Annotated in this window: 25 protein-coding genes and 1 other RNA gene; 17 read left to right on the forward strand and 9 right to left on the reverse strand. The window is 67.9% G+C overall.

The genetic code is table 11. The annotated features are described in order from the left end of the window. The first annotated feature begins 25 nt into the window (after nucleotides 1–25). Nucleotides 26–925 (forward strand): LysR family transcriptional regulator, encoded by a 900-nt coding sequence (locus G3W89_RS04365; protein ID WP_162572946.1) that lies wholly within the window; start codon nucleotides 26–28, stop codon nucleotides 923–925. A 67-nt stretch (nucleotides 926–992) separates the two neighbouring features. On the opposite strand, the gene G3W89_RS04370 is transcribed toward G3W89_RS04365, so the two are convergent. Continuing rightward, the gene (locus G3W89_RS04370; protein ID WP_162572947.1) at nucleotides 993–1,901 is read right to left on the reverse strand and encodes a LysR family transcriptional regulator; all 909 of its coding nucleotides are present in this window, start codon (nucleotides 1,899–1,901) and stop codon (nucleotides 993–995) included. A 193-nt stretch (nucleotides 1,902–2,094) separates the two neighbouring features. On the opposite strand from G3W89_RS04370, the gene G3W89_RS04375 reads away from it, so the two are divergent. From G3W89_RS04375 to G3W89_RS04395, 5 genes are all read left to right on the forward strand, one after another. Continuing rightward, entirely contained in the window at nucleotides 2,095–2,748 is a 654-nt protein-coding gene (locus G3W89_RS04375) for a hydrolase (protein WP_162572948.1), read from the forward strand. Nucleotides 2,749–2,762: 14 nt separating this feature from the next. After that, nucleotides 2,763–3,038 carry a XapX domain-containing protein gene (locus G3W89_RS04380; protein WP_162572949.1) on the forward strand — a complete coding sequence of 92 codons (276 nt, stop codon included), beginning with the start codon at nucleotides 2,763–2,765 and terminating at the stop codon, nucleotides 3,036–3,038. A gap of 107 nt (nucleotides 3,039–3,145) precedes the next feature. Next, on the forward strand, nucleotides 3,146–5,035 hold the full coding sequence (locus G3W89_RS04385) for an amidohydrolase (RefSeq protein ID WP_162577318.1): 1,890 nt from the start codon (nucleotides 3,146–3,148) through the stop codon (nucleotides 5,033–5,035). Beyond that, nucleotides 5,035–5,436 carry a DoxX family protein gene (locus G3W89_RS04390; protein WP_162572950.1) on the forward strand — a complete coding sequence of 134 codons (402 nt, stop codon included), beginning with the start codon at nucleotides 5,035–5,037 and terminating at the stop codon, nucleotides 5,434–5,436. The genes G3W89_RS04385 and G3W89_RS04390 overlap by 1 nt, the downstream gene beginning before the upstream one ends. After that, nucleotides 5,429–7,054, forward strand: a complete 1,626-nt coding sequence (locus tag G3W89_RS04395) for an MFS transporter (RefSeq protein ID WP_162572951.1) — start codon at nucleotides 5,429–5,431, stop codon at nucleotides 7,052–7,054. The genes G3W89_RS04390 and G3W89_RS04395 overlap by 8 nt, the downstream gene beginning before the upstream one ends. Before the next feature lie 124 nt (nucleotides 7,055–7,178). On the opposite strand, the gene G3W89_RS04400 is transcribed toward G3W89_RS04395, so the two are convergent. Together G3W89_RS04400 and G3W89_RS04405 are read right to left on the reverse strand one after the other, a co-directional pair. Then, on the reverse strand, nucleotides 7,179–7,487 hold the full coding sequence (locus G3W89_RS04400; RefSeq protein ID WP_162572952.1) for a DUF1330 domain-containing protein: 309 nt from the start codon (nucleotides 7,485–7,487) through the stop codon (nucleotides 7,179–7,181). Between the two features lie 154 nt (nucleotides 7,488–7,641). Then, a complete protein-coding gene (locus G3W89_RS04405; RefSeq protein ID WP_162572953.1) occupies nucleotides 7,642–8,079 on the reverse strand; it encodes a JAB domain-containing protein in 438 nt (145 codons plus the stop codon). A 132-nt stretch (nucleotides 8,080–8,211) separates the two neighbouring features. Between G3W89_RS04405 and pyrC the strand changes: the two genes are divergently transcribed. Genes pyrC through G3W89_RS04420 form a run of 3 tightly spaced genes read left to right on the forward strand, consistent with a single transcriptional unit; the run spans nucleotide 8,212 to nucleotide 10,785 of the window. Continuing rightward, entirely contained in the window at nucleotides 8,212–9,252 is a 1,041-nt protein-coding gene (gene pyrC, locus G3W89_RS04410) for a dihydroorotase (protein ID WP_162572954.1), read from the forward strand. Beyond that, nucleotides 9,249–9,965 (forward strand): NYN domain-containing protein, encoded by a 717-nt coding sequence (locus tag G3W89_RS04415; RefSeq protein ID WP_162572955.1) that lies wholly within the window; start codon nucleotides 9,249–9,251, stop codon nucleotides 9,963–9,965. Before pyrC ends, G3W89_RS04415 begins: the two co-directional genes overlap by 4 nt. A 55-nt stretch (nucleotides 9,966–10,020) precedes the next feature. After that, nucleotides 10,021–10,785 (forward strand): DUF3025 domain-containing protein, encoded by a 765-nt coding sequence (locus G3W89_RS04420; protein ID WP_232076319.1) that lies wholly within the window; start codon nucleotides 10,021–10,023, stop codon nucleotides 10,783–10,785. On the opposite strand, the gene G3W89_RS04425 is transcribed toward G3W89_RS04420, so the two are convergent. The 5 genes from G3W89_RS04425 to G3W89_RS04445 are packed head-to-tail and all read right to left on the reverse strand — an operon-like array spanning nucleotide 10,757 to nucleotide 15,521. Beyond that, nucleotides 10,757–11,794 (reverse strand): 2Fe-2S iron-sulfur cluster-binding protein, encoded by a 1,038-nt coding sequence (locus G3W89_RS04425; RefSeq protein ID WP_162572956.1) that lies wholly within the window; start codon nucleotides 11,792–11,794, stop codon nucleotides 10,757–10,759. The genes G3W89_RS04420 and G3W89_RS04425 overlap by 29 nt on opposite strands. Nucleotides 11,795–11,850: 56 nt before the next feature. Continuing rightward, nucleotides 11,851–12,807, reverse strand: coding sequence for a PdxA family dehydrogenase (locus tag G3W89_RS04430; protein WP_162572957.1), 957 nt, complete (start codon nucleotides 12,805–12,807; stop codon nucleotides 11,851–11,853). Then, on the reverse strand, nucleotides 12,807–13,271 hold the full coding sequence (locus G3W89_RS04435; protein ID WP_162572958.1) for an aromatic-ring-hydroxylating dioxygenase subunit beta: 465 nt from the start codon (nucleotides 13,269–13,271) through the stop codon (nucleotides 12,807–12,809). Before G3W89_RS04435 ends, G3W89_RS04430 begins: the two co-directional genes overlap by 1 nt. Nucleotides 13,272–13,288: 17 nt before the next feature. After that, the gene (locus G3W89_RS04440) at nucleotides 13,289–14,530 is read right to left on the reverse strand and encodes an aromatic ring-hydroxylating dioxygenase subunit alpha (RefSeq protein WP_162572959.1); all 1,242 of its coding nucleotides are present in this window, start codon (nucleotides 14,528–14,530) and stop codon (nucleotides 13,289–13,291) included. Between the two features lie 22 nt (nucleotides 14,531–14,552). Continuing rightward, a complete protein-coding gene (locus G3W89_RS04445; RefSeq protein WP_162572960.1) occupies nucleotides 14,553–15,521 on the reverse strand; it encodes a Bug family tripartite tricarboxylate transporter substrate binding protein in 969 nt (322 codons plus the stop codon). Between the two features lie 86 nt (nucleotides 15,522–15,607). On the opposite strand from G3W89_RS04445, the gene G3W89_RS04450 reads away from it, so the two are divergent. Both G3W89_RS04450 and htpX read left to right on the forward strand, forming a co-directional pair. Further along, nucleotides 15,608–16,408: an IclR family transcriptional regulator domain-containing protein gene (locus G3W89_RS04450; RefSeq protein WP_162572961.1), complete on the forward strand. Its 801-nt coding sequence runs from the start codon at nucleotides 15,608–15,610 to the stop codon at nucleotides 16,406–16,408. 177 nt (nucleotides 16,409–16,585) lie between these two features. Then, a complete protein-coding gene (htpX, locus tag G3W89_RS04455) occupies nucleotides 16,586–17,464 on the forward strand; it encodes a protease HtpX (protein ID WP_162572962.1) in 879 nt (292 codons plus the stop codon). Nucleotides 17,465–17,494: 30 nt separating this feature from the next. Here htpX and G3W89_RS04460 read toward each other — a convergent pair whose 3' ends face one another. Beyond that, a complete protein-coding gene (locus tag G3W89_RS04460) occupies nucleotides 17,495–19,150 on the reverse strand; it encodes an NAD(P)/FAD-dependent oxidoreductase (RefSeq protein ID WP_162572963.1) in 1,656 nt (551 codons plus the stop codon). 195 nt (nucleotides 19,151–19,345) lie between these two features. Between G3W89_RS04460 and G3W89_RS04465 the strand changes: the two genes are divergently transcribed. The 6 genes from G3W89_RS04465 (at nucleotide 19,346) to rnpB (ending at nucleotide 24,959) form a co-directional block, all read left to right on the forward strand. Continuing rightward, nucleotides 19,346–22,168: a PAS domain S-box protein gene (locus tag G3W89_RS04465; RefSeq protein WP_162572964.1), complete on the forward strand. Its 2,823-nt coding sequence runs from the start codon at nucleotides 19,346–19,348 to the stop codon at nucleotides 22,166–22,168. Further along, a complete protein-coding gene (locus G3W89_RS04470) occupies nucleotides 22,168–22,794 on the forward strand; it encodes a response regulator transcription factor (protein ID WP_162572965.1) in 627 nt (208 codons plus the stop codon). The genes G3W89_RS04465 and G3W89_RS04470 overlap by 1 nt, the downstream gene beginning before the upstream one ends. A gap of 104 nt (nucleotides 22,795–22,898) precedes the next feature. Then, nucleotides 22,899–23,306, forward strand: coding sequence for a response regulator transcription factor (locus G3W89_RS04475; RefSeq protein WP_197893525.1), 408 nt, complete (start codon nucleotides 22,899–22,901; stop codon nucleotides 23,304–23,306). Continuing rightward, nucleotides 23,303–23,866: a response regulator transcription factor gene (locus G3W89_RS04480; RefSeq protein ID WP_162572966.1), complete on the forward strand. Its 564-nt coding sequence runs from the start codon at nucleotides 23,303–23,305 to the stop codon at nucleotides 23,864–23,866. The genes G3W89_RS04475 and G3W89_RS04480 overlap by 4 nt, the downstream gene beginning before the upstream one ends. 12 nt (nucleotides 23,867–23,878) lie before the next feature. Next, nucleotides 23,879–24,538 (forward strand): enoyl-CoA hydratase-related protein, encoded by a 660-nt coding sequence (locus G3W89_RS04485; protein WP_162572967.1) that lies wholly within the window; start codon nucleotides 23,879–23,881, stop codon nucleotides 24,536–24,538. Nucleotides 24,539–24,599: 61 nt separating this feature from the next. Next, nucleotides 24,600–24,959: RNase P RNA component class A (rnpB, locus tag G3W89_RS04490), an RNA gene on the forward strand. Nucleotides 24,960–24,995: the final 36 nt, after the last annotated feature.

The raw sequence follows: 24,995 nt of genomic DNA on the forward strand, positions 1-24,995 counted from the left end.
AGAATCTTTGACAGAATGCCGCCACATGGATTTGCAGTCGCTGACCCTGCTGGTCGAGATCCTCGATGCCGGCAACCTGAGCGCCGCCGCGCGCCGGCTCAAGATGAGCCGCGCCAACGTCAGCTACCACCTGAACCAGCTGGAGCGCTCGGTCGGTGCCCAGCTCGTGCGCCGCACCACGCGCCGCGCCGAGGCCACCGAGATCGGGCAGCGGCTCTACCAGCACGGCCTGGCGATCCAGAGCGAGCTGCAGGCCGCGCGCGAATCCGCCTCGGCGCTGGGGCAGGGGCTGGTGGGCCGGGTGCGGCTCAGTGTGCCCAGCGGCTACGGGCAATTGGTGATGTCCGACTGGCTGATCGACTTCAAGCGGCTCTATCCCGGCATCGTGCTCGACGTGCTGTTCGAGAACCGCATCGAGGACCTGTTGCGCGACGAGGTCGACATCGCGGTCCGCGTGATTCCCGAGCCGCCGCAGAACCTGGTCGCGCGCGCGCTCGGCCCGGTGCGCTACGTGGCTTGCGCCTCGCGCGCCTACGCGCAGGAACACGCCCTGCCCACGCAGCTCGACCAGCTGAGCAGCGCGCCGGTCGTGACCGCGGCCGTGATCGGCAGGCAGCTGCGCATGTCGGCCTACCAGGGCGAGGAGCGGCGCGAGGTGGTGCTCGAGCCGACGCTGATCTCGGAGAACTTCCTGTTCCTGCGCCAGGCGATCCTCGCCGGACTCGGCATCGGGCTGGTGCCCGACTACGTGGTGCAGGAGGACGTCCGGCGCGGCGAGGTGCTGACCACGCTGGACGACTGGCGGCTCAGCATCTTCGGCACGCAGATGTTCATGCTGTACATGCCGAATCGGCAGCACACGAGGGCGACCCGGACCTTCATCGAGTTCATCCTGGAGCGGGCGCGGGGGATGCCCGCGGCGTGAGCTCGGTGCCGGTGGCCGTCCGTGCGCGCGGGCTGGCTCGCCGAGCACGTCATGCTCCCGCTCGCGTTCAGGTCGACCTCGGCAGCAGCGCCGGCACCAGTTGCCGGTCCAGCTGCTTGCCCCACCACTGCAGCGCCTTTCCCTTCGCGCCGGTCTTCCACGCCAGCCAGAAGGCCTCGGGCGCGCGCGGCTCCTCGGTCTGCAGCTCGACCAGCGCGCCGCGCTTCAGTTCGCCCCCGATGCAGGCCCGCGGCAGGAATCCGTGCCCCAGGCCTGCAACCTGGCAGGCGATCTTCGCGGCGATGCTCGGTACGGCAATGCGGTGCTGGCCGGCGAGCAGCCCGACGGTGCGGTCGGAGAGGGTGCGTGCGCTGTCGCTCACCACGATGGCGTTGTGTTCCAGCAGGTCGGCTCGATGCACAGGCCGGTCGAGCCGGGTCAGCGGATGCGTGGGGGCAACGCAGAAGGCGAAATCGAGGCTGCCCACCATCACCGCCTGGTAGCCACCGCCGGCGGGCCCTTCGCCCGCGGCAACGACGATGTCGGCCCGCCCTTCGCGCAATGCCTCCCAGCAGCCGTTGAGCGCCTCGCACCCGATGCGCAGCCGCGTTCCGCAGCGCAACGCCTCGAACGCGCGGATGTCGTCCATCAGTGCCTGCGTGGGAATCAGCGAATCGTGCACCAGCCGCAACTCGGACTCGAACCCGGTGGCGATCTGCCGCATGCGCGATTCGAGATCGCTCGCAGCGCCAAGCAGCCAACGGCCTTCCTTGAGCATTTCCTTGCCGGCCGGAGTGAGGGTCACGCGCGGCCCGTTGCGCACGAACAGCGGCATGCCGAGCTGCTGCTCGAGCTTGCCCACCGCGTAGGAGATGGTCGAAGGCACCTTGTTCAGGCGCGCGCCGGCGGCGGCGAAGGAGCCGTGGTGCGCGATGGCGTCCACGAGTTCGATGGCTTCGAGGCTGAGTCTGAGCAAGGGCGGGTCCTTGGAAATCGATCATCGAAAAATTCGATGATCGAAAGGCAAAAATTTCGTCGATAGGCTTCACTGAACCAATGATGATTCAGTCATGGCTCGGAGGCATGTTCTCCGTCTCATTGTGAATCAGATCGAACACAGCATCGACACCCAAGCGCAGTTTTCTTCAAGCCAACCCACGGAGAGCCTCATGTCCATCCAAGCCACCCCCACCCCCGGCGCGAAGCTGCTGACCCCCGCCGACCACACGCTGGTCATGATCGACTTCCAGTCGCAGATGGCGTTTGCCACACACTCGATCGACGCAGTCAACCTGCGCAACAACGCCGCCCTCGTGGCTCACGCGGCCGCAGGCTTCGGTGTCTCCACCATCCTCACGACGGTCGCCGAGAAGAGCTTTTCAGGCCCGATGTTCAGCGAGATCACCGAGGCCTTCCCGGGCCAGAAGATGCTCGACCGCACCTCGATGAACACCTGGGAAGATGCGGCGGTGATCAGGCGCATCAACGAAATCGGCAAGCCGCGCATCGTGCTCGCGGGCCTGTGGACCGGCGTGTGCATCGTCGGGCCGGCGCTCTCGGCCATCGACCAGGGCTTCGAGGTGTTCGTGATTGCCGACGCCTGCGGCGACGTGTCCGCCGAGGCGCACAACCGCGCCATGGACCGCATGGTGCAGGCCGGCGCGCAGCCGATGACCTCGCTGCAATATCTGCTGGAGTTGCAGCGGGACTGGGCCCGCAGCGACACCTACGAGCTGACCACCGGCATCGCCAGGAAGTTCGGCGGCGCCTACGGCCTGGGCGTAACCTACGCCAAGACCATGTTCGGCGCGCACGAAGGCTGAACGGGCGCGTTCCGATGAAGCCCTATGTCCTGTCGCTTGCGCTGGGCCTCCTGGTCGGCGTGATCTACGCGCTCTTCCAGGTGCGCTCCCCGGCGCCGCCGGTGATCGCCCTGGTGGGGCTTTTCGGAATCCTGCTCGGCGAGCAGATTCCGCCGCTCATCAAGAGCGCGTTCAAGACCGAGTCCACCGCCACCTCGTGGCTGCGGCACCAGGTCAAGCCGCACGTGTTCGGCGAGCTGCCGCAATGCGCCAAGGCCGATCCGGCCGCCACGCCCGCGAAGCCAACATGAGCGACTCGTCCTTCGACGCGCAACGCCGCCGGCTCTGCCTCGGTACGCTCGGCGCCGCGCTTGCCGGTTCCGCACCGGCCCAACCCCATCCATCGAGGCCACCCGACATGGCAGGCACCACCGCCCCCCAACTGATCCTTCACAACGGCCGCTTCACCACGCTGGACCGCGCCAACCCGGTGGCCGATGCCGTGGCCATCACGGACGGGCGCTTCACCCGCGTGGGCCGCGGCGAGGACATCCTGCCGCTGGCGGACGGCAGCACACGGCGCATCGACCTGCAGGGCCGGCGCGTGCTGCCGGGCTTGATCGACAACCACCTCCACATCATTCGCGGCGGTCTCAACTTCAACCTCGAGTTGCGCTGGGACGGCGTGCGCAGCCTGGCCGATGCCATGGCGATGCTGAGGCGCCAGGTCGCGATCACGCCGGCGCCGCAATGGGTGCGGGTGGTGGGCGGCTTCACCGAGCACCAGTTCGTTGAAAAGCGCCTGCCGACCATTGATGAACTCAATGCGGCAGCGCCCGACACGCCGGTGTTCCTGCTGCACCTGTACGACCGCGCGCTGCTCAACGGCGCGGCGCTGCGGGCGGTGGGCTACACCAAGGACACGCCCGCGCCGCCCGGCGGAGAGATCGTGCGCGATGCTGCCGGCAACCCGACCGGCCTGCTGCTCGCCAAGCCCAATGCGAGCATCCTCTATGCCACGCTGGCCAAGGGCCCCAAGCTGCCTTTCGACTACCAGCTCAACTCGACGCGCCACTTCATGCGCGAGCTCAACCGCCTCGGCATGACCGGGGCGATCGACGCAGGCGGCGGCTTCCAGAACTTCCCCGAGGACTACCAGGTGATCCAGCAGCTGGCCGATGCCGGCCAGCTCACGATCCGCCTGGCCTACAACCTGTTCACGCAAAAGCCCAAGCAGGAAAAGCAGGACTTCCTCGACTGGACCGCCACGTCGAAGTACAAGCAGGGCGACGACTACTTTCGCCACAACGGCGCGGGCGAGATGCTGGTCTTCTCGGCCGCCGACTTCGAGGACTTCCGCCAGCCGCGACCCGACATGGCGCCCGAGATGGAAGGCGAGCTCGAGGAAGTGGTGCGCGTGCTGGTGCAGAACAAGTGGCCGTGGCGCCTGCATGCCACCTATGACGAGACCATCGACCGCGCGCTCGACGTGTTCGAGAAGGTCGACCGGGACACGCCGCTCGCGGGCCTGAACTGGTTCTTCGACCATTGCGAGACCATCTCCGAAAGATCGATCGACCGCATCGCGGCGCTCGGCGGCGGCATCGCGGTGCAGCACCGCATGGCCTACCAGGGCGAATACTTCGTCGAGCGCTACGGCGCCGGCGCGGCAGAGGCGACGCCGCCGGTCAAGCGCATGCTCGAAAGTGGCGTGAAGGTGTCCGCGGGCACCGACGCCACGCGCGTCGCTTCGTACAACCCGTGGGTATCGCTCTCGTGGCTGGTCACGGGCAAGACCGTCGGCGGCATGCAGCTCTATCCGCAGCGCAACTGCCTCGACCGCGAGGCTGCCCTTCGCATGTGGACCGAGAACGTCACCTGGTTCTCGAACGAGGTGGGCAAGAAGGGCCGCATCGAAGCCGGCATGCTCGCCGACCTGATGGTGCCCGACCGCGACTTCTTCAACTGCCCGGAATCGGAGATTGCCGATACCACGGCGCTCCTGACCCTGGTCGGTGGCAAGGTGGTGTATGCCGCAGGGCCATTCCAGCCGCACGACGAGGGCGCGCCGCCGCCGGCCATGCCCGACTGGTCGCCGGTGCGCAGCTTCGGTGGCTATGCCGGCTGGGGCAACGCCGAGGGCGCGCCGCTGCAGAACGCCAGGCGCCACGCAGCCATGTCCTGTGCCTGTGCCAACAACTGCAGCGTGCATGGCCACCAGCACGCGACGGCCTGGAGCAGCAAGCTGCCGATTGCCGACTTGAAGAGCTTCTGGGGTGCGCTGGGCTGCGCCTGCTGGGCGGTGTGATGGCAGCGCGCTGGACCACCTCACCCGCAGTGCGCTGGGTCGCCTTGCTGCTGCTGTGCGCGGCCTACCTGCAGGGCGGGCTGAACAAGGCCATGGACTTCAACGCGGCCATCGCCGAAATGAACCACTTCGGTCTGTCGCCGGCCGCGCCAATGGCGGTGGCCGTCATCGTGCTCGAACTGGGCGCCTCGGCGCTCATCCTCACGGGCTTCCTGCGTTGGCTCGGTGCGCTGGCGCTGGGCGGCTTCACGCTGCTCGCGACCTTCGTCGCGCTGCGCTTCTGGGAAATGCCGCAGCCCGGGCGCTTCATGGCGGCCAACTCCTTCTTCGAGCATCTGGGACTGGTCGGCGGCTTTCTGCTCGTGGCCTGGTTCGACCTGAAAGCGCGTACCCATGACTGATATCCCCAAAGGTGCCGCCGCTTCGCCGCCCGTGTCGCCCGGCGCCTTTGCACCGTTGCGCCAACCGGTCTTTGCCGTGCTGTGGGCGGCCACCGTGCTCGGCAACATCGGCAGCTTCATGCGCGACGTGGCGAGCTCGTGGCTGGTGACCGATCTCTCCGCCAGTCCGACCGCAGTGGCGCTGATCCAGACCGCAGCGACGCTGCCGATCTTCCTGCTGGCGATTCCGGCCGGCGTGCTCTCGGACATCCTCGACCGCCGCCGCTTCCTGATCTTCGTGCAGCTGGTGCTCGCGGCCGTGAGCGGCACCCTGCTGGTGCTCTCGCACACCGGTGCACTCACGGTCGAGTACCTGATCGCGCTGACCTTCGTGGGCGGCATCGGGGCCGCGCTGATGGGGCCGACGTGGCAATCGATCGTGCCCGAGCTCGTGCCGCGCAGCGACTTGAAGAGCGCCGTGGCGCTGAACTCGCTGGGCATCAACATTGCGCGCTCCATCGGGCCGGCGGCGGGCGGGCTGATTCTCGCGAGCTTCGGCGCCGCGGTCACCTACGGGCTGGACGTGCTGAGCTACCTGTTCGTCATTGCGGCGCTGCTGTGGTGGAAGCGCCCGGCGGCCGTCGACACCGGACTTTCCGAGAACTTCTTCGGCGCCTTCCGCGCGGGCATCCGCTACACGCGAGCGAGCAAGGAACTGCACGTGGTGCTGCTGCGCGCGGCGGTGTTCTTTCTCTTCGCGAGCTCCGTCTGGGCGCTGCTGCCCCTCGTCGCACGCCAGATGCTCGGCGGCAGCGCCGGCTTCTACGGCGTGCTCCTTGGCGCCGTGGGCGCGGGCGCCATCGGCGGTGCGCTGGTGATGCCGCGGTTGCGCGCCCGGCTCGATGCAGACGGCATGCTGCTGCTGGCGTCGCTGCTCAGTGCTGCCGTCATGGGCGGGCTGGTCTTCGCGCCGCCGCAGTGGCTCGCGATATTGCTGCTTCTGCTGCTGGGCCTCGGCTGGATCATTGCGCTCACCACGCTCAACGGCGTGGCGCAGTCCATCTTGCCGAACTGGGTGCGCGGCCGTGGCCTGGCCGTCTACCTCACGGTGTTCAACGGCGCCATGGCGGCCGGCAGCCTGGGGTGGGGCCTCGTCGCGCAGCAGGTCGGTGTGCCGTACACGCTGGTGGCGGGCGCCGTGGGGCTCGTCCTGGCCGGCCTCCTGTTCCACAGGGTTCGCCTGCCCACCGGCGAAGCCGACCTGCAAGCCTCGAACCACTGGCCGGAGCCGCTGCTGGCCGAGCCCGTGGCGAATGACCGCGGGCCGGTGATGGTCCAGGTCGACTACCGCATCCGCCACGAAGACCGGCCCGCGTTCATGGAAGCGATGAAGCGCCTGTCGTTCGAGCGCCGCCGCGACGGTGCCTACGCGTGGGGCGTGGCCGAGCACACCGGCGACCCCGAACGCGTGATCGAGTGGTTCCTTGTCGAGTCCTGGGCCGAGCATCTGCGCCAGCACCGGCGCGTGTCGCATGCCGACGCCGATCTGCAGGCCGAGGCGCTGCGCTTTCACACCGGGCCCGGGAAGCCCGAGGTGCACCACTTTCTTTCGCTTCCTTTTCCGCCATCCCACCACTGAGGAAGCCACGACGACATTGCCGAGCTGACCGGCGCGCCGCACGCCCCCTGCGCCACCCACAAGGACGAGGTGAACACCAATCTGCTCGCGTTCATCCAGGCCTGCTCGACCTGCATCGCCCGCATCAGCCCGGTTGCGGTCCGTCGTAGCCTTCGATGATGACCAGGTCGATGGTCGACACCGGCGGCGCCCTCAGCGCGATGGCCGCCTGGTACTCGGGTGAGTTCCAGCAATCCAGCGCAGCCTGGTAGGTAGGGAACTCGATCACCACGTTGCGGCTTCGGCTCGTTCCTTCCGGATTCTCGAAGTTGCCCGCGCGCACCAGGAAGCGGGCGCCGAACTTGCCGAACGGCTCGGCGTTGGCCGCGACGTAGGCCTTGTACTTTTCGGTGTCGGCCACATCGACCCGTGCGATCCAGTATCCCTTTGCCATGCGATTCTCCGATTGATGAGGAGCGGGAGTTTCGCGGAGGCGGGCCCTGCAGGGCAAGGGCCCCTGTCGACGCCGCGCTGGCAAAGCTGAGCGGGCCCAGACCTGGGCCTTGCATCACCGCGGCGAGCTTCGGCGATGCGCTTGGGCAAAACAATCAGAAGCGCGAGTGCTCCCTGAAGCTGTAGAACTCGCCGTCGCCGATGATGATGAAGTCCTGCAGAAGCAGCTGGTGCAGCTCGCCAAGTGCGTGCAAGCGATCGGCTGTTTCGATGTCTGCCACCGAAGGCTGGCAGTGACCGGAGGGATGGTTGTGGACCACGATGATCGTCGTGGCGCGGGCAAGTATCGCGTTCCTGAAAATCTCGACAGGCTCGATCAGCGCACCGCGCCCTGTGCCGATCGCTGCCACCTCATACGAGAGCACCTCGAGTTGGGGGTTCAGGTGAAGAACGATCACCTTCTCCTTGGCTTCGTCCTGCATGTCCCTGAACAGCTCGTAAACATGGCGTGGGCTTTCGACCGGCCTGTTCAGGAGGTCATCGTCGACTCGCCTTCTCGTGAAGGTGACCTTGAGTTCCTTGAGATACGCCATTTCCTCTCCCTTGATCGCAGTTCAGTTTCTTTCGGATTTTGAAAGGACTCAGCAGCATAGCCAAGTCGCGACACCGTCAGCCGTGACTCGTCGACGTGCACCCCATGCCGGCCCAATGGGACAATCCGCCCCATGACCAGCCCCGCACAGACCCTCACCCTCACCCGCCCCGACGACTGGCACCTGCATGTGCGCGACGGCGCCGCCCTGGAAGCGGTGGTGCCGCATTCGGCGCGCCAGTTCGGCCGGGCGTTGATCATGCCCAACCTGCGCCCGCCGGTGACCACCGCCGAGCAGGCGAAGGCCTACCGCGACCGCATCCGCGCTGCGGTGCCCGAGGGCCTGGACTTCGAGCCGGTCATGTCGCTGTACCTGACCGACAAGCTGCCCCCCGCGGAGATCCCGCGCGCTGCCGCCGCCGGCGTGTGCGCCCTCAAGCTCTACCCCGCGGGCGCCACCACCAACAGCGATGCCGGCGTCACCGACATCCGCAAGACCTACCCGACGCTCGAAGCCATGCAGGAGCACGGCCTGCTGTTGCTGGTGCACGGCGAGGTGACCGACCCGGCGGTCGATCTCTTCGACCGCGAGGCGGTCTTCATCGAGCGCGTGATGATCCCGCTGCGCCGCGACTTCCCCGAGCTCAAGATCGTGTTCGAGCACCTGACGACGAAGGAGGGCGCCCATTACGTGCGCGATGCGGACCGCTTCACCGCCGCCACCATCACCGCGCACCACCTGCTCTACAACCGCAACGCGATCTTCACCGGCGGCATCCGGCCGCACTACTACTGCCTGCCGGTCCTCAAGCGCGAGACCCATCGCCTGGCCCTGGTCGAGGCCGCCACCAGCGGCAGCCCGCGCTTTTTCCTCGGCACCGACAGTGCCCCGCATCCGGCGCATCTCAAGGAGCACGCGCTGGGGTGCGCCGGCTGCTACACCGCGCTGACCGCGCTGGAGCTCTACGCCGAAGCTTTCGACAACGCGGGTGCGCTCGATTGGCTCGAAGGCTTCGCGAGCTTTCATGGCGCCGACTTCTACGGCCTGCCGCGCAATACCGACACGGTCACGCTGAAGCGCGAAAGCTGGACCGTGCCCGAGACACTTCCCTACGGCGAGGCCACGCTCAAGCCGTTGCGCGGCGGCGAGACGCTGGCCTGGAGGCTGGCATGAGCATGGTGATGTTGCTGATCGATGCCGACAATGTCTCGGCCGACGTGATCGAGCAGGCCGTGCAACGCACGCTGGCCGACCAGGGCGCGATCCATGTGCGGCGGGCCTACTGCAATGCCGAGACCGCGCTCAAGCAGCAAGCGCTCTTCAAGCGGCTTTCCGTGCGGCCGATGGTCAACCTCGCCGCCGGCAAGAACTGCACCGACATCGCGCTCGCGGTCGACGCCATGGACCTCGCGGTGACGGAACGGCCTGATCTCGTGGTGCTGGTGTCCTCCGATTCGGACTTCGCGCCGCTGGTGATTCGCCTGCGCGAGAAGGGCTGCCGCGTGTGCGGCATCGGGCAGCAAGGCAAGACCGGCGAAGACACGGTGGCCGTCTACGACAGCTTCATCGACCTGCAGCACCAGCCCGCCAGCCGGCCTGCCGCGGCCAAGCGGCCCGCTCGCGCGCGACGCACCAAGGCCGAGGAAGTGGCGCCGCCGGCGCCCGTGCTGCCGGATGACGTGCTGCGCATCCTCGATGCGGTGCCCGAACTCCTTCGCGGCGAGCGGGTCGAGCTCAATCACGCGGCCGAGCGCCTGCGGGGCGCCAAGCTGCTGGGCAAGAGCGCGAGCTCGCCCAAGCTGTTCAAGAAATTCCCGGAGCACTTCCTGCTGACGCCGGAGAAGACACCGAACAAGGTGAAGTACGTCGGCCCTGCCGGGACGTGAGGCGCGCAGCCGTATCCAAGGCAAACGACACGGCAGCCGAGGGCAGGGTACTCCGGTGAGCGCCGCGCGGAGCTTCGACCCCGGCCGGCCCTGGCTCGCGCCCTATGCGCCGCGGGCCGCGTCCATGGCGGCATCGCTGGCGCAGGGCCATGATGCGGCGGCGGTGCTGTCGAATGCGGCGCCCGGCATCGAGTTGCCGGCCGGCCCCTTGCGCTTCGTGCAACCCGATGCCGCGCCGGCCGGCGAAGCCTACGAGGCCTTCATCTTCCGGACGGCGCAGGTGCCCACCCGCGACGACCTGCACGACTTCTTCAATGGCCTGGTCTGGCTGCACTTCCCGCGCGCCAAGCAACGGCTCAACGAGTTGCAGGCGGGCGAGATTGCGCGCGCCGGCATCGGCGCGACGCGCGGTCCCCTGCGGGATGCACTGACCGTGTTCGACGAGAACGGAGCGGTACTCGATGCGCCCGCGGCGTTGTGGCAGGCGCTGCTCGCGCGCGACTGGCCGCGCCTTTTCGTGAGCGAACGCGCGCGGTGGCACGAAGCACGGCTGCTGGTCTTCGGCCACGCCTTGCTCGAAAAGCTGGCCATGCCGCGCAAGGCGCTCACGGCACATGTGCTGTGGGCGCCCGGTGCGATCCGGTCGATCGCGATCGACGATGCAGCCATCGCGGCCGCGCTGGCACCCTCGCACCTCGCCGCCAAGCCCTTTGCGCCGCTGCCGGTGCTGGGCGTGCCGGGCTGGTGGCCGGCCAACGAGGTGCCCGGCTTCTACGACGACGTGGCAGTCTTCAGGCCGCCGCGGTCTCCGCGGCACTGAGCGCCGGCCCATCCACGAACACATCGGCATGGAAGTCGGCGGCGGCGAGGCCCAACTGCCGCACCGCCAGGTCGCGCACCGCCTGCACCATGCCGGGTGAGCCGCAGCAGTAGAGCTCGTGTCCCGCAAGCTCGCAGCAGTGGGCCTGCAGGGCCTGGTCAACGCGGCCCGAGAACGCGTCCTCGGCCGCATCGCCGGCTTCCTCGCTCAAGGCGGCGACGAAGCGGAAGGAGCCCGGCCATTGCCGCTGCCACTTCGCCACTGCCGATTGCAGGTAGATGCCCTCGGCGCGGCGTGCTCCCCAGATCAGCGTGACGGGCCGCTCGATGCGGCGCTTCGCCATGTCGTCGAGGATGGACTTGATGGGCGCGAAGCCGGTGCCGCCGGCCACGAAGACGATGGGCCGCGTCGAGGCGGCCTCCAGCGTCACGGCGCCGAAGGGCAGCTCGACATCGAGCAGGTCTCCCTGCTGCAGTGCCGGCACGCGGGCGCTGAAGGCGCCGCCCTCCACGTGGCGGATGTGCAGGGTGAGCGCATCGCTCTCGTGCGGTGCATTGGCCATCGAGTAGCAGCGCGTGCTGCCGTCGCCCACCGCGAGCTGCAGGTACTGCCCGGCATGGAACTTGGCGCGCTGGCCGGCCGGAAGGCGCAACTGCAGCACCGACACATCGGGCGCTGCCAACTGGTTGCGAAACACCTTGGCGGTGAAGCGCTTGCGCGCGCCGGGGTCGATGCGGTGCCAGGACACCGGCGCGATCTGCAGATCCGCCGTCGGCGTGCACATGCAATAGAGCACCTGCTCCGGCGTGCAGCTCTCGTTGCGTATCGAGCTGCCTTCGAGGCCGGCAACCTCGCCCTGCGCGATGCCGCCGGCGCAGTTGCCGCACACGCCTTTGCGGCAGGAATAGGGCAGCTCGATGCCGGCGCGCAGCGCAGCGTCGAGCACGCTCTGGTTCTCGGCGCAGTCGAAGGCGATCTCGGTGCCGGCGATGGCGATGCGATGGCTCACTGGAGTACCTTCGCCTCCGGCTGCTGTGCTATTCGCGTTCGGAACGGCTGCGCGGCTCATGGTGTGATGTTCCCCATGCCGGACAAAAGGTGGATGGTGCGAAGCAGCGCACCGGCGTCGGCCATGCCGCGGCCCGCGATGTCCATCGCGCTGCCATGGCCCACGCTGGACAGCAACACATCGGCGCCGATGGACAGCGCGCTGGCCGCGTTCGGCGCCAGCAGCTTGATGGGAATGTGGCCCTGGTCGTGCAGCATCGCGACATAGAGGTCGTGCCTGCGCTGCGCCAGCAGCAGGTCGGCGCCCTGCGGACCGTCGACCTGAAGGCCCTCGGCGCGCAGCATGCGTACCGCTGGCTCGACGATGGCTTCGTCCTCGGGCCCGAAGAGCCCGCCTTCGGAGGCATGCGGGTTGATCCCGAAGACGCCGATGGACGGTGCCGCGACGCCCAGCAGCGCACAGGCGCGGGCACCGGCGCGCGCCGCGTCCGCAACGAGTCCGGGCGTGAGCCGGCCGAGCGCGGTGCGCACGCTTTCGTGCAGCGTTGCATGCACGATGCGCAGGCCGCCGCCCACCAGCATGAGGAACACGCTGTCTTCCGGCTGGCCGCAGACGCGCGCCACCAGCGAGGGGTAGCCGCTGAAGGCGATGCCGGCCCGGTGGATCGCGGTCTCGTGGTGCGGGCAGGCCACCACGGCATCGAATTCGCCGCGCCGGCAGGCTTCGATGGCGGCGCTGGCCGAGGCCACGGCCGAGGCCCCGGCCGCCGCGTCGATCTGCCCGGGGCGCGCCGCTGCGGCCGGCAACTCGCCTGCGCCGACCACGGCCTGATCCGCCAGCAATGATTCGAGCCCGAGTTGCGCGGCCGTGCGTTCGAGCACGCTCGGCGGCGCGAAGAGGGTGATGCGCGCGCGCGCCTGCGACGGCAGCGCGGCAAGCGCCTTCAGCGCGATCTCGGGCCCGATGCCGTTGGGATCGCCCGCAGCGAGCGCGAGCCGTCGAACGGGCGTCATCACAGCGGCAGCGCCAGCAAGGTATCGGTCACCGTGCTGTCGCACACGGCCACGCGCGACTGCAACTTCAGCTGGCCGTCCTGCTGCACGAAGCGGTCCTGGTAGACGCCCGTGGCGAAGACCTCGGTCTGGCCGGTGGCCATGATGCGTGCCACGACGAAGGGTGTGCTCGCCTCGGCACTGTCAGCACTGGCTTGCTGCACGAGCGGAATGCCCAGCAGATGGCGATAGCGCTGCCGCTCGTAGATGTTGGCCTCGCGCAGTGCCGCGATGCGGTCTTCCAGCATCGCGCGCGAGTCCGCGTAGACGATGCCGGCTGCCAGGCCGTCGCGCTCGTTCTCGACGTGCGTGATGCGGTAGTGGCAGTCCTCGGTGAAGTAGTCGGGCCATTGCTCCAGCGCGTCGCTGTCGATGGTGTGGGCATAGGCCGCGTTGAAGGCGCACAGCGCCAGCAGGTCGATCATCGTGTCTCTCTCTTGTCTCAGGCACCCATGTGGTGGCGGTAGGCTTTCCAGAAGCCGCGCACCGAAGCCTCGGTGGCGCGCCCTTCGCTCGATCCGGCGCTGTCGCCGCCCATCTCGACCACCGCTTGCTGGTCGCGCGCGCCGGCGATGCCGCGCTGCACGAAGCCGCCGACCGCACCGTCCTCCATCGAGATGAAGCCCGCGGGCCCGATCAGGTTCGACTGCTTCAGGCGCACGCGGCGCTGCTCGGGCGTGTCGTCGGCATAGCCCAGGTAGGTCCAGTTGAGCTCGGTGCGCGCCACCCCCTTGGGCAGCACCTGGCGCACCGCCAGGCAGTTCTGGATCTGCTGCAGCACGAAGCCGGGAAAGACCGAGAGGATCTGCAGGGTCACGCCGTCCTCGTATTCCTTGAAGCCGGCGAGCAGGCTCGGATCCTTCAGGCGATAGCGGTCGTTGTCGGAGCGCAGCGCCTGCTCCTTGTACGAGGCGTCCTTCTCCGCCGCCGGATCGATCATCGAGTAGCTTACGTGGTGGCCGCCGCTCTCGTCGACGATCACGCCGCCCTTCTGCGACAGGCGGTTGAGCTCGAAGGTGGTGAAGAACAGGTGCAGCAGGCTCGCGTGGTAGCTGTCCTTCACGTTCTCCACGTAGAGCTTCCAGTTGTTGGGCAGCGCCTGCGTGAAGCGGCCGATGACCTCCACCGGCTTGTGCAGCACGCGCTCGATGCGCGCGCAGATCTCCTCGCCCAGGTAGTCCTCGATGGCGGGGACGTCTTCGCTGAAGCTGCCGAACACCAGGCCGCAGAAGGTGGCGATGCGCAGCTTGCGCGGGCCGTGGGCTTCCTTGCAGAAATCGGGCGGCATGCCGCCCTGGCCCTTGACGCCCTTCTCGAAGGCGACGCCGGTGAGGTCGCCCTGGCGGTTGTAGCTCCAGGCGTGATAGACGCACTGGAAGTTCTCGGCCCGGCCGGACTTCTCCAGCGCGATGAGCGCGCCGCGGTGGGCGCAGCGGTTCTCGAAGGCGTAGATCTCGCCGTCTTCGTCGCGCACCACCACCACCGGCGTTTCGCCCGCGAAGGTGGTGCGGTAGCTGCCGCTGTCGGGCAGCTCGGCCTCGAGGCAGAGATAGTTCCAGACCTCGCCGCGAAAGATGCGGGCCTGCTCGTCGGCGGCAGTCTGCGCATCGCTGTAGAGCGCGAAGGGGATGCGCGTGAGGCCGGGTCCGGCCCAACGGACGGGTTGGGATGCGATGTCGTTCATGGCTTCAACTTCGATGTCGACTTCAATCGAGCGAGACCTTCGCGCTCTTGATGACCTTTTCCCACTTGGCGGACTCGGCCTGGATGAACTTGCCGGTCTGGGCAGGGTTCCAGCCACGGGGCTCGGCGCCTTGCTCGGCAAACTTCTGCTTGACCTCGGGCTGTGCCAGCGCGTCGGCGAAGGCCTTCTGCGTCGAAGCGACCTTGGACGCCGGCGTGCCGGGCGGCGCCACCACCGCGAACCAGGTCACCGCGTTCATGGCGGGCAGCTTCTGCTCGGCGAAGGTGGGCACATCGGGCAGCGCCGGCGAGCGCTGCCCGTCGGCGACGCCCAGGATGCGCAGCTTGCCGGCCTGGTGGAAAGGCAGCGAAGAGCTGAGGTTGTCGAAGAACACGTCGATCTGGCCGCCCACCAGGTCCACCAGCGCGGGTGCCGTGCCCTTGTAGGGGATGTGGACCATCTCCACGCCCGTCAACTGCATGAACATGCTGGCCGTCAGGTGCGAGGTGGTCCCGTTGCCCTGCGAGCCATAGCTCAGCTTCCCGGGGTTGGCCTTGGCGTAGGCGATGAACTCCTGAACGTTCTTCACCGGCAGCTTGGGGTTCACCACCAGCACGTTGGGAACCGTCGCGAGCACCGTGACAGGCACCCATCTGGACGGGTCGAAGGAGAGCTTCTTGTAGAGGTGCTGGTTGATCGCGATCGGCGCGGGCGGCGAGACCATCAAGGTGTTGCCGTCGGGCTCGGAGCGGAACACCACCTCGGCGCCGATGTTGCCGCCTGCACCGGTGCGGTTGTCGATCAGCACGCCGCCGGGGAACTGCGGGCGCAGCTTTTCGGCGACCACGCGGGGCAGGATGTCGGCGGTGCCGCCGGCCGGGTAGGGCACGACGAGTTTCAGCGCCTGGGGGCCTTGGGCGGTGGCGGTGCCGAGCAGGCAGGCGCCGGCCAGGCAGGCGGCACTTGCGCGCCGTGCAAAGGATTTCAGCATGGGGGTCTTGTCTCCGTGGCTAGACATTCAGGGGGCTGCAATAAGTGTCTCGCCCGAGGGCATCGCGGACAAGCTAGATTTGCGCCATGCGCAAGAAACTCGTCGAGTCGCCTGGAGCTGCCGTTGTCGAAGGCAAGAATTTCGTCGCCTCGCTGCAGAAGGGCCTGGAGGTGCTGACCTGCTTCGGCCGCCAGCACAGCCGCCTCACCGTGTCGGAGGTCGGACGCCTCACCGGCTGCTCGCCGGCCTCGGCGCGCCGCTCGCTGCTGACCCTGCAGGCGCTGGGCTATCTCGACAGTGACGGCAAGCGATTCTGGATGCTGCCCAAGGCGCTGCTGGTGGCCCATGCCTACCTCGCTTCGCGGGCCACGCCCTCGCTGGCGCAGCCGCTGCTCGATGCGCTGTCGGAGCGCACGCGCGAGTCGGCTTCTCTCGGCAAGCTGCTGGGCGACGACGCGATCATCATTGCCCGCTCCACGGCGCGGCGCAGCCTCAGCGCCGGCCTGGGCATCGGCTCCAGGCTGCCGGCCTACTGTTCGGCGCTCGGGCGCGTGCTGCTCGCCAGCCTGCCTCCGGCCCAGGCCGAGCGGCGCGTGCGCGCGATGCCGCGGGAGCCGCTCACCGCGCGCACCGTGTACGAGCTGAAGCCGGTGCTGGCGCTGCTCGCGCGCTGCCGCGAGGAGGGCTACGCCGGCAACGACGGCGAGCTGGAGCTCGGCGTGCGCTCCATGGCCGTGCCGGTGCACGACCGCAGCGGCGCGATGGTCGCTGCCATGAGCATCGCGGTGCGCACGGAGCGCATGAGCTTCGTCGAGTTCCGCGACGCCTTCCTGCCGGCGCTGCGCAAGGCCAGCGCCACGCTGTCGGGCCGGCTTTATCCCGAGTGAACGTAGTGGCGTGTTCATGGAGCGCGAACTTTTGCTCCTATGATCAATCCGAAGCCCTGCGTTGCGGCCGCCCTCGACCAAGACAACACGATCCGCCCCGCGCGCTTGAAACTCCACTGCGGGGCCTCATCTTTTCGCCACGGCGAGCGCCTCGCCTGAATCCACGGAGAAATCAGCTTGAAACGCATCCTTCTGTTCGTCCTGACCAACGTGCTGGTGGTCGCGGTGCTGGGCATCGTGGCCAGCCTGCTCGGCGTCAACCGCTACCTCACGCCCAACGGTCTCAACCTGACGGCCTTGCTGGGCTTCGCGCTGGTGATCGGCTTCGGCGGCGCCATCATCTCGCTGCTGATCAGCAAGCCCATGGCCAAGTGGACGGCCGGGGTGCGCATCATCAACGACCCGCAGTCGCCCGACGAGGCCTGGATCGTGCAGACCGTGCGCAAGTTCGCCGACAAGGCCGGCATCGGCATGCCCGAGGTCGGCATCTTCGAGGGCGAGCCCAATGCCTTCGCCACCGGTGCCTTCAAGAACTCCTCGCTGGTGGCGGTGTCCACCGGACTGCTCGCCAACATGACGCGCGAAGAGGTCGAGGCCGTGATCGGCCACGAGGTGGCGCACGTGGCCAACGGCGACATGGTGACCATGACCCTGATCCAGGGCGTGATGAACACCTTCGTCGTGTTCCTCTCGCGTGTGATCGGCTATGCGATCGACGGCTTCCTGCGCCGCGGCAGCGACAACAACACGGGCCCCGGCATCGGGTACATGGTCACGACGCTGGTGCTCGACATCGTGCTGGGCTTCGCAGCCGCGATCGTCGTGGCCTGGTTCTCGCGCCAGCGCGAGTTCCGCGCCGATGCCGGTGCGGCCCAGCTGATGGGCCGCAAGCAGCCGATGGTGAATGCCCTGGCCCGCCTGGGCGGCCTGCCGCCCGGCGAGCTGCCGAAGGCGGTGGAAGCGATGGGCATCACGGGCAGCATCGGCAAGCTGTTTGCGACGCACCCGCCGATCGAGGAGCGCATCGCGGCGCTGCAGAACAGCGCGCAGGCTTGAAGGCCTCTGGTTCGAGCAAGAAGCCGCCGTTCAGGCGGCTTTTTTACGGGGTTCTGCGATCCCGCGCGCAACCGCTTCCGCGACCTTGATGCCGTCCACCCCCGCCGAGAGGATGCCCCCGGCGTAGCTCGCGCCTTCGCCCGCCGGGTAGAGGCCGCGCACATTCAGGCTCTGGAGATCCTCGCCGCGCGTGATCCTGATCGGGGAGGAGGTGCGAGTCTCCACGCCGGTCAGCACCGCGTCGTGCAGGTCGAAGCCCTTGATCTTGCGGCCGAACGCGGGGAAGGCCTCGCGCATGGCCTCGATGGCGTAGGCGGGCAGGGCGGCATGCAGGTCGCACGGCGTCACGCCTGGCTTGTACGAGGGCTCGACACTGCCGAGTGCGCTGGAGGGCCTGCCGGCGACGAAGTCGCCCACCAGCTGGCCCGGCGCACGGTAGTCGCCGCCGCCGAGCACGAAGGCGTTGGATTCCAGCGTCCGCTGCAGCGCGATGCCCGCCAGCGGCGATCCGGTGCGGCCGTCCTCCCATCCGGGGTAGTCGCTTGGATCGATGCCCACCACGATCCCCGCGTTGGCGTTGCGCTCGTTGCGCGAGTACTGGCTCATGCCATTGGTGACCACGCGGCCAGGCTCGCTGGTGGCCGCGACCACCGTGCCGCCCGGGCACATGCAGAAGCTGTAGACCGAGCGGCCGTTGTTCGCGTGGTGCACCAGCTTGTAGTCGGCCGCGCCCAGCAGCGGATGGCCGGCATGCCGGCCCCAGCGCGCGCGGTCGATGAGGCCCTGCGGGTGCTCCACGCGAAAGCCGATGGAGAAGGGCTTGGCCTCGATGTGCACGCCGCGCTCGTGCAGCATCTCGAAGGTATCGCGCGAGCTGTGGCCCAGGGCCATCACCACATGGTCCGCGCGCAACTCGCTGCTCGTGCCGGTGCGCTGGTCGAGCACGGTCAGGCCGCGCAATTGCCCATCCTCGACAAGCACGTCGGTGACGCGCTGCTCGAAGCGGATCTCGCCGCCCAGCGCGACGATCTGCTCGCGGATGTTCTCCACCACCTTCACCAGCTTGAAGGTGCCGATGTGTGGATGCGCAACGTAGAGGATCTCCGGCGGCGCGCCGGCCTTGACGAACTCCTCCATCACCTTGCGCCCGAGGAAGCGCGGGTCCTTGATCTGGCTGTAGAGCTTGCCGTCCGAGAAGGTGCCGGCCCCGCCCTCGCCGAACTGCACGTTCGACTCCGGGTTCAGCGTGCTCTTGCGCCAGAGGCCCCAGGTGTCCCTGGTGCGCTGGCGCACGGTCTTGCCGCGTTCCAGCACGATCGGCTTGAAGCCCATCTGCGCCAGCATCAACGCACAGAAGATGCCGCAGGGGCCGAAGCCCACGACCACCGGCCGCGGCGCAGCGTGGGACGCTCGCGCGGGCGGCCGATAGGCCATGTCGGGGGTGGGCTGCACATGCGGGCGCCCGGCATGCTTCGCCAGCACCGCGGCATCGGCCTGCGCGTCGACGAGCGACACGTCGACGATGTAGACCGTGAGCAGCTCGGCCTTGCGCGCATCGAAGCTGCGCTTGTAGACGGTGTGCGAGACGATGTCGCCGGGCGCGATGCCCAGCGTGGACGCGACCAGCGCGGGCAGCGCCTCGGGCGCGTGGTCGAGGGGGAGCTTGAGTTCAGAGACGCGGATCATGGCGGGCGGCCCGTGGTGATCGGGCAGGTGGCGCTTGAGGGGGCTGCGATTGTAGATTCCCGTGCTGCGCCGTGACAGCGGTGGCGAGGGCGTTCAGAATAGCGCTCGCCACTGCCCAACGGGCAGAAGGCCTTATCACAGGCGCTGCGCGACATGCTGCGGCCCACATGCCGCGACGCCTCTCGGGAGTCGCTCGTGACGAAACGCAAAGGCGAGGAAACCCAGTCCCGTCCAGCATGCCAGCCTTTCGAGCGGCAGGCCGAAGCCTTGCTGCGCGAGCGCGCCGACCTGCTGGATCTCACGCACGACGCCATGTTCGTGCGCGACATGGAAGCAGCGATCAAGTATTGGAACCGCGGGGCCGAGGAGATGTATGGATGGACGGCCGAGGAGGTGCTCGGCAAGTCCGCCCTGCAGCTGCTCAAGACCATGTCCACCGAGCCCCTCGAGCAGATCGAATCGCAGGTGCTGCGCACCGGACGCTGGGAAGGCGAGCTGGTGCATCACAGGCGAGACGGAACGCCGCTGGTCGTGGCGAGCCGCATGGCATTGCAGCGAGACGAGCAGGGCGAGCCGGTGGCGGTCCTGGCGACCAATACGGACATCACGCGGCACAAGCGGGCCGAGGACGCTCGGCAGGATCTCGAGGAGCAATGGCGAGCCGCTTTCGAAGCGAATCCCACGATGTACTTCATCATCGATGCGGCCGGTGCGATCCAGTCGGTGAACCCCGTCGGCGCGGAGCAGTTGGGCTGGCGCGTGAGCCAGCTGATCGGCCAGCCGGTGCTGGACGTGTTCCACGAAGCCGATCGGGAGTTTGTCCAGCGCAACGCGGACCAGGCTTTCCGGCAACCCGGGCGCGTGATGCGCTGGAAGGCGCGCAAGATCCGCAAGGACGGCAAGGTACTGTGGGTCCGGGAGTCGGCGAACGTGGTCGTCCTCCGGAGCGGGCCGGTGCTGCTCGTGGCGTGCGAGGACATCACGGAGCGCAGGCTCGCCGAGGAGGCGTTGCGCGAGAGCGAGGAGCGCTTTCGCACGCTGGTGAAGTTCTCTTTCGACGTGTACTGGGAGAGCGACGTCCAGCATCGCTTTACCCGGCAGGAGTATTCCGCCAAGTTCGACCGCGCGCCGGCGGCCGGCTCGGAGATCGGACAGACGCGATGGGAGGTGCCCTATCTGGCGCCGGACGAGGAGGCTTGGCGCCGGCACCGCGCAGGGCTCGATGCCCATGTGCCGTTCCGTGACTTCGAACTCGCGCGGGCTACGCCCGACGGCGGCATACGCCATGTGTCGGTTTCCGGGCTGCCGATGTTCGACGAGGCGGAGCGCTTTATCGGCTACCGCGGCGTCGGGCGGGACATTACCGAGCGCAAGCGCGCTGAAGATGCGCTGCGCGCGCATCTGTGGTTTCTGGAAAGCATGGATCGCGTCAACCGCGCCATGCAGGGGACCAATGACCTCGAGAAGATGATGAGCGATGTGCTCGATGCAGTCCTCGGCATTTTTGCCTGCGACCGGGCATGGCTCACCTATCCGTGCGACCCGGAGGCGGACTCCTGGCGCGCGGTCATGGAACAGACCGGGCCCGGGTTTCCTGGCGCGTTCAGGCTCGGCGCCGAGCTGCCCCTCGATCCCGACGTCGCCATGGTGTTCCGGGCAGCGCGCGCCGCGACCGGTGCCGTGCCCTTTGGTCCTGGCTGCGAGCTCGAGGTGCCGGCGCAGCTCGCGGAGCGATTCAGCATCCGATCCGTGCTTGCCATGGCGCTGTATCCGAAGGCCGATCAGCCTTATCTGTTCGGGCTGCACCAGTGCTCGCGCCCGCGCACCTGGACGGCGCAGGAAAGGCGGCTGTTCGAGGAGATCGGACATCGGTTGGCCGACGCGCTCACCAGTCTTTTCATCTTCCGCAGCCTGCGCGAGAGCGAGCATTTGACAAGACAGGTGTTCGAGAGCGCCTCCGATGGCGTGGCCGTGATCGGCCGCGACTACCGCTACCGAAGGGTCAATGAGGTCTACGGGCGCACTTGGGGCATGGCGGCCGAGACGATCGTCGGCATGCATGTCGCCGATATCCTGGGCAACGACTTCTTCGAGCACGCCGTGAAGCCGAGTCTCGACCGCTGTTTTTCCGGAGAGCAGTTCACGTTCGCAGAATGGTTCACGACCGAGCCGGGGCGCGCCTACCTGTCGGTGTCGTACTCGCCACTGCGGCTCGGCACGGAGCGCCTGGAGGCTGCGCTGGTGATCACGCGCGATCTCACGCACCACGTCCTCGCGTCGGAAGCCCTTCGGGAGGCGCAGGCAGCGCTTGCGCGAGTCAACCGCGTGACCACGCTCGGGGTGCTCGCAGCTTCGATCGCGCACGAGGTCAACCAGCCGCTGGGGGCGATGGTGGCGAGCGCCGGGTCCTGTGCGCGGTGGCTCGCGGCCCAGCCGCCCGAGCTCCAAAAGGCACAGCGCTCGCTCGAACGAATCGCCAGGGACGGCAAGCGCGCGAGCGAAGTCATCGACCGCATTCGCGCCCTGGTCATGCGCCAGCCGCCACGGCGGGATCGCATCGACGTCAACCAGCTTGTCCTCGACGTCGTCGCGTTCACGCGCGACCAGGTGCGCCGCAACGACATTGCGCTCGAGACCGCGCTCGCCGATCGCCTGCCGCCCGTGTGGGGAGACCGGGTGCAGCTCCAGCAGGTGGTCCTCAACCTGATCGTCAACGCCATCGAGGCCATGACGGGGCCCGGGCCCGGCGATCGCCCACGACAGCTGCTCGTCAGTGCCAGCGAAGCGGAGGGCGGCGTGTTCATCGAAGTGCGCGACTCCGGCCCGGGCATCTCGCCCGAGATTTCGGACAAGCTCTTCGAGCCTTTCCACACCTCCAAGGCGCAGGGCATCGGCATGGGGCTTTCGATCAGCCGCTCCATCATCGAAGCCCATGCCGGCCGGCTCTGGACCATGCCGAACCTGCCCTACGGCGCCGTGTTCCGGTTTTCGCTGCCGGCCGGGCACCAGGAGCCGTAGTGGCAACCGAGCAGCCCGTCGTCTACGTGGTCGACGACGACCTGGCCATGCGCGAGGCGCTTCAGGATCTCCTCGCCTCCGTCGGCATGGAGGTGCGGGTATTCGGCTCGACGCAAGAGTTCATGCAGGCGCAGCGCCCGGACGCGCCCGGCTGCCTGGTGCTCGACGTGCGGCTGCCCCGCGCAAGCGGATTGAGCTTCCAGGAAGACCTGCCGCGAGCGGGCATCGATCTTCCGGTGATCTTCATCACGGGGCACGGCGACATTCCGATGACGGTGCGCGCGATGAAGGCCGGTGCCGTCGAGTTCCTGAGCAAACCCTTCCGCGACCAGGAGCTTCTCGATGCGATCGATGCCGCGGTCGAGCGGCACCGTGGGAAGCGCCGCGAAACGACGCACGCCGCGCACTTGCGGCAGCGCTTCGCCGCGCTCACGCCGCGCGAGCGCGAGGTCATGGCGCTGGTGAGCGCGGGACGCGTGAACAAGCAGATCGCCGCCGACCTGGGCATCAGCGAGGCCACGGTCAAGGTCCATCGCGGGCAGATCATGCGCAAGATGCAGGCGAAATCGCTGGCGCAGCTCGTGCGCATCGCCGACACGCTCGGCCTTTCCGCGCCGACGCCGTAGGCGCCTAAACCAAAGTCGTAGAGCGCGCGACGCATGTGCAATGGTCGTGCGCGCGCAAGCGGCCTAGTCTTGCGTCGACGCTCAAGACCCGCCAGGAAATCCAAGTGCCCGACAAGCCAACCATTGCGATCGTGGACGACGATGCGTCGGTCCGCGATACCACCAAGGACCTGCTCGACTCGGCGGGCTTGTCCTGCGCCACCTTCGACTCGGCCGAGAGCTTCCTGCAATCGAAGAGCACGTGCGCCATCCGATGCCTCGTTGCCGACATGCGCATGCCAGGCATGACGGGGCTCGAGCTGTACAGCCATCTGGTCTCCTGCGGCACTCCGATTCCCACGGTCCTCATCACCGCATACGCCGACGAACAAGTGTGCGTGCGCGCCTTGAAGACGGGAGTGACCTGCTTTCTCGCGAAGCCGTTCCGTCCGGAAGACCTGCTCGCCTGCATCGAGACCGCGCTGCGCGGACCCGGGCAAGTCTTGCTTCCTGGCGCTGCGTCATCGACATGAACCACGAGCACACCGCCATGCATGCCAACCCCGGTCCATCCGGCAGTTTTGTGAAGGTCATCATCGGCGTCCCCTCGCCCACACTTCGGTGCGAGCTGGAATCGCTGGTGAGCAGCACCACGGGGCTCGCTTTCGGGTGCTCGGCGCCCACGACAGACCGTCTGATCGCCGGCTGCATGGACAGCGGGGATTGCATCGCTCTGATGGATCCGGCCCTTGGGCCGCACGGGCTGCGCGCATTCATGCAATTGCTCCGGATGATGGCTGCCGGCGTGCGCGTCGTGCTCATCAGCGACGTGCATTCGCCGCACTTTGTGCGCGAGGCGATACGTTGGGGTGCCAGCGGCTTTGTCGAAAAGACTGACCAGCCCGCCGAGATCCGCACCGCGCTCGTCGCGGCCGCACGCTCGCAACGCTACCTTTCGGCGCGGATGGCGGAAGACCTGGCCGCTTCCTTCGTTCTGCAGGACCTGACCCCCCGAGAGGTGCATGTGCACGCCCTCCTGACGCGCGGCGACTGCAACAAGCTCATCAGCTCATTGCACCCGAATTGGCGGTGACGGAAGACCCACATGCAATTGCTGCAAGACCTCCTCTATGAAAAGAGGGCGGGGATCGCCTACATCACGATCAACCGCCCGCAGGCGATGAATGCGCTGAGCCACAAGGTGCTCGACGAGCTGCGATCGGTGATGGAGGACGCGCGGGCGGACCCCACTGTCCACGGCGTCATCGTGACCGGCGCAGGCGACAAGGCCTTCGTCACCGGCGCCGAAGTGACAGGGAATGCATGGGACTCCTCGATGGGCGCGGAAGAGTTGATGCATAGCCGCCGATCTGCGTTCGACCTGATCGAGCAGCTTGGCAAGCCCGTCATCGCCGCCGTGAATGGCTGCGTGTCGGGCGAAGGGTGCGAACTGGCGATGGCTTGCAGCTTGCGTCTTGCAACGGCGCATGCGCGATTCGGCCGGCCGGAAGCGCTGCCTGGTTTCGTTCGCGGCTTCGGCGGAATGCAGCGGCTCCTGCGTCTCGTCGGCCGGGGCCGCGCGCTGCAGCTCATCCTCACGGCGGACACGATCGACGCGACAGAGGCACAGCGGAACGGCCTCGTCGATGAGATCGTCGATGCAGACCAGCTCATCGCCCGCGCGGAAACGATCCTCGGCCGAATGGAGCCGAACGCGCCTGTCTCCGCGCCGCCGGCTGGCATGCTGCGGTCATTGGCCATATGACCGGTGTGTCGGCAGCGGTTCGCCAGCGGCCGCCCGCCCTGCAGGAGATAATCGTGCCCGTGAAGCGCGCCGGACCGCCGCTGGTGCAAGTCCCGAAAGGGCGCACTGGAGGAAAGTCCGGACTGCACAGGACAGCGCAGGAGTTAACGGCTCTCCACCGCGAGGTGAGGATCAGAGCAACAGAGACGAGTCGGCCGGGGCAACCCGGCCGGGTGAAACGGGCAATCTCTGCGCGCAGCAACACCAAGTAGGCCAGCCTGGAGCGGCGCGGTTCGCCGTGACTCTCCACCTTGTGGTTCCGCAAGGAGAGCTGGCGGGTAGGTGGCACCGAGCCGTTCGGCGACGAACGGCCCAGAGTAATGGCGGTCACGTTGGGGGAAACTCCAACGCACAGAATCCGGCTTACAGGCGCGCTTCACACTTTCTTCAGATCGGCTTCGAGCGGCCGATTGCCACC

The sequence above is a fragment of the Variovorax sp. PBL-H6 genome (assembly GCF_901827155.1).
GTDB lineage: Bacteria > Pseudomonadota > Gammaproteobacteria > Burkholderiales > Burkholderiaceae_C > Variovorax.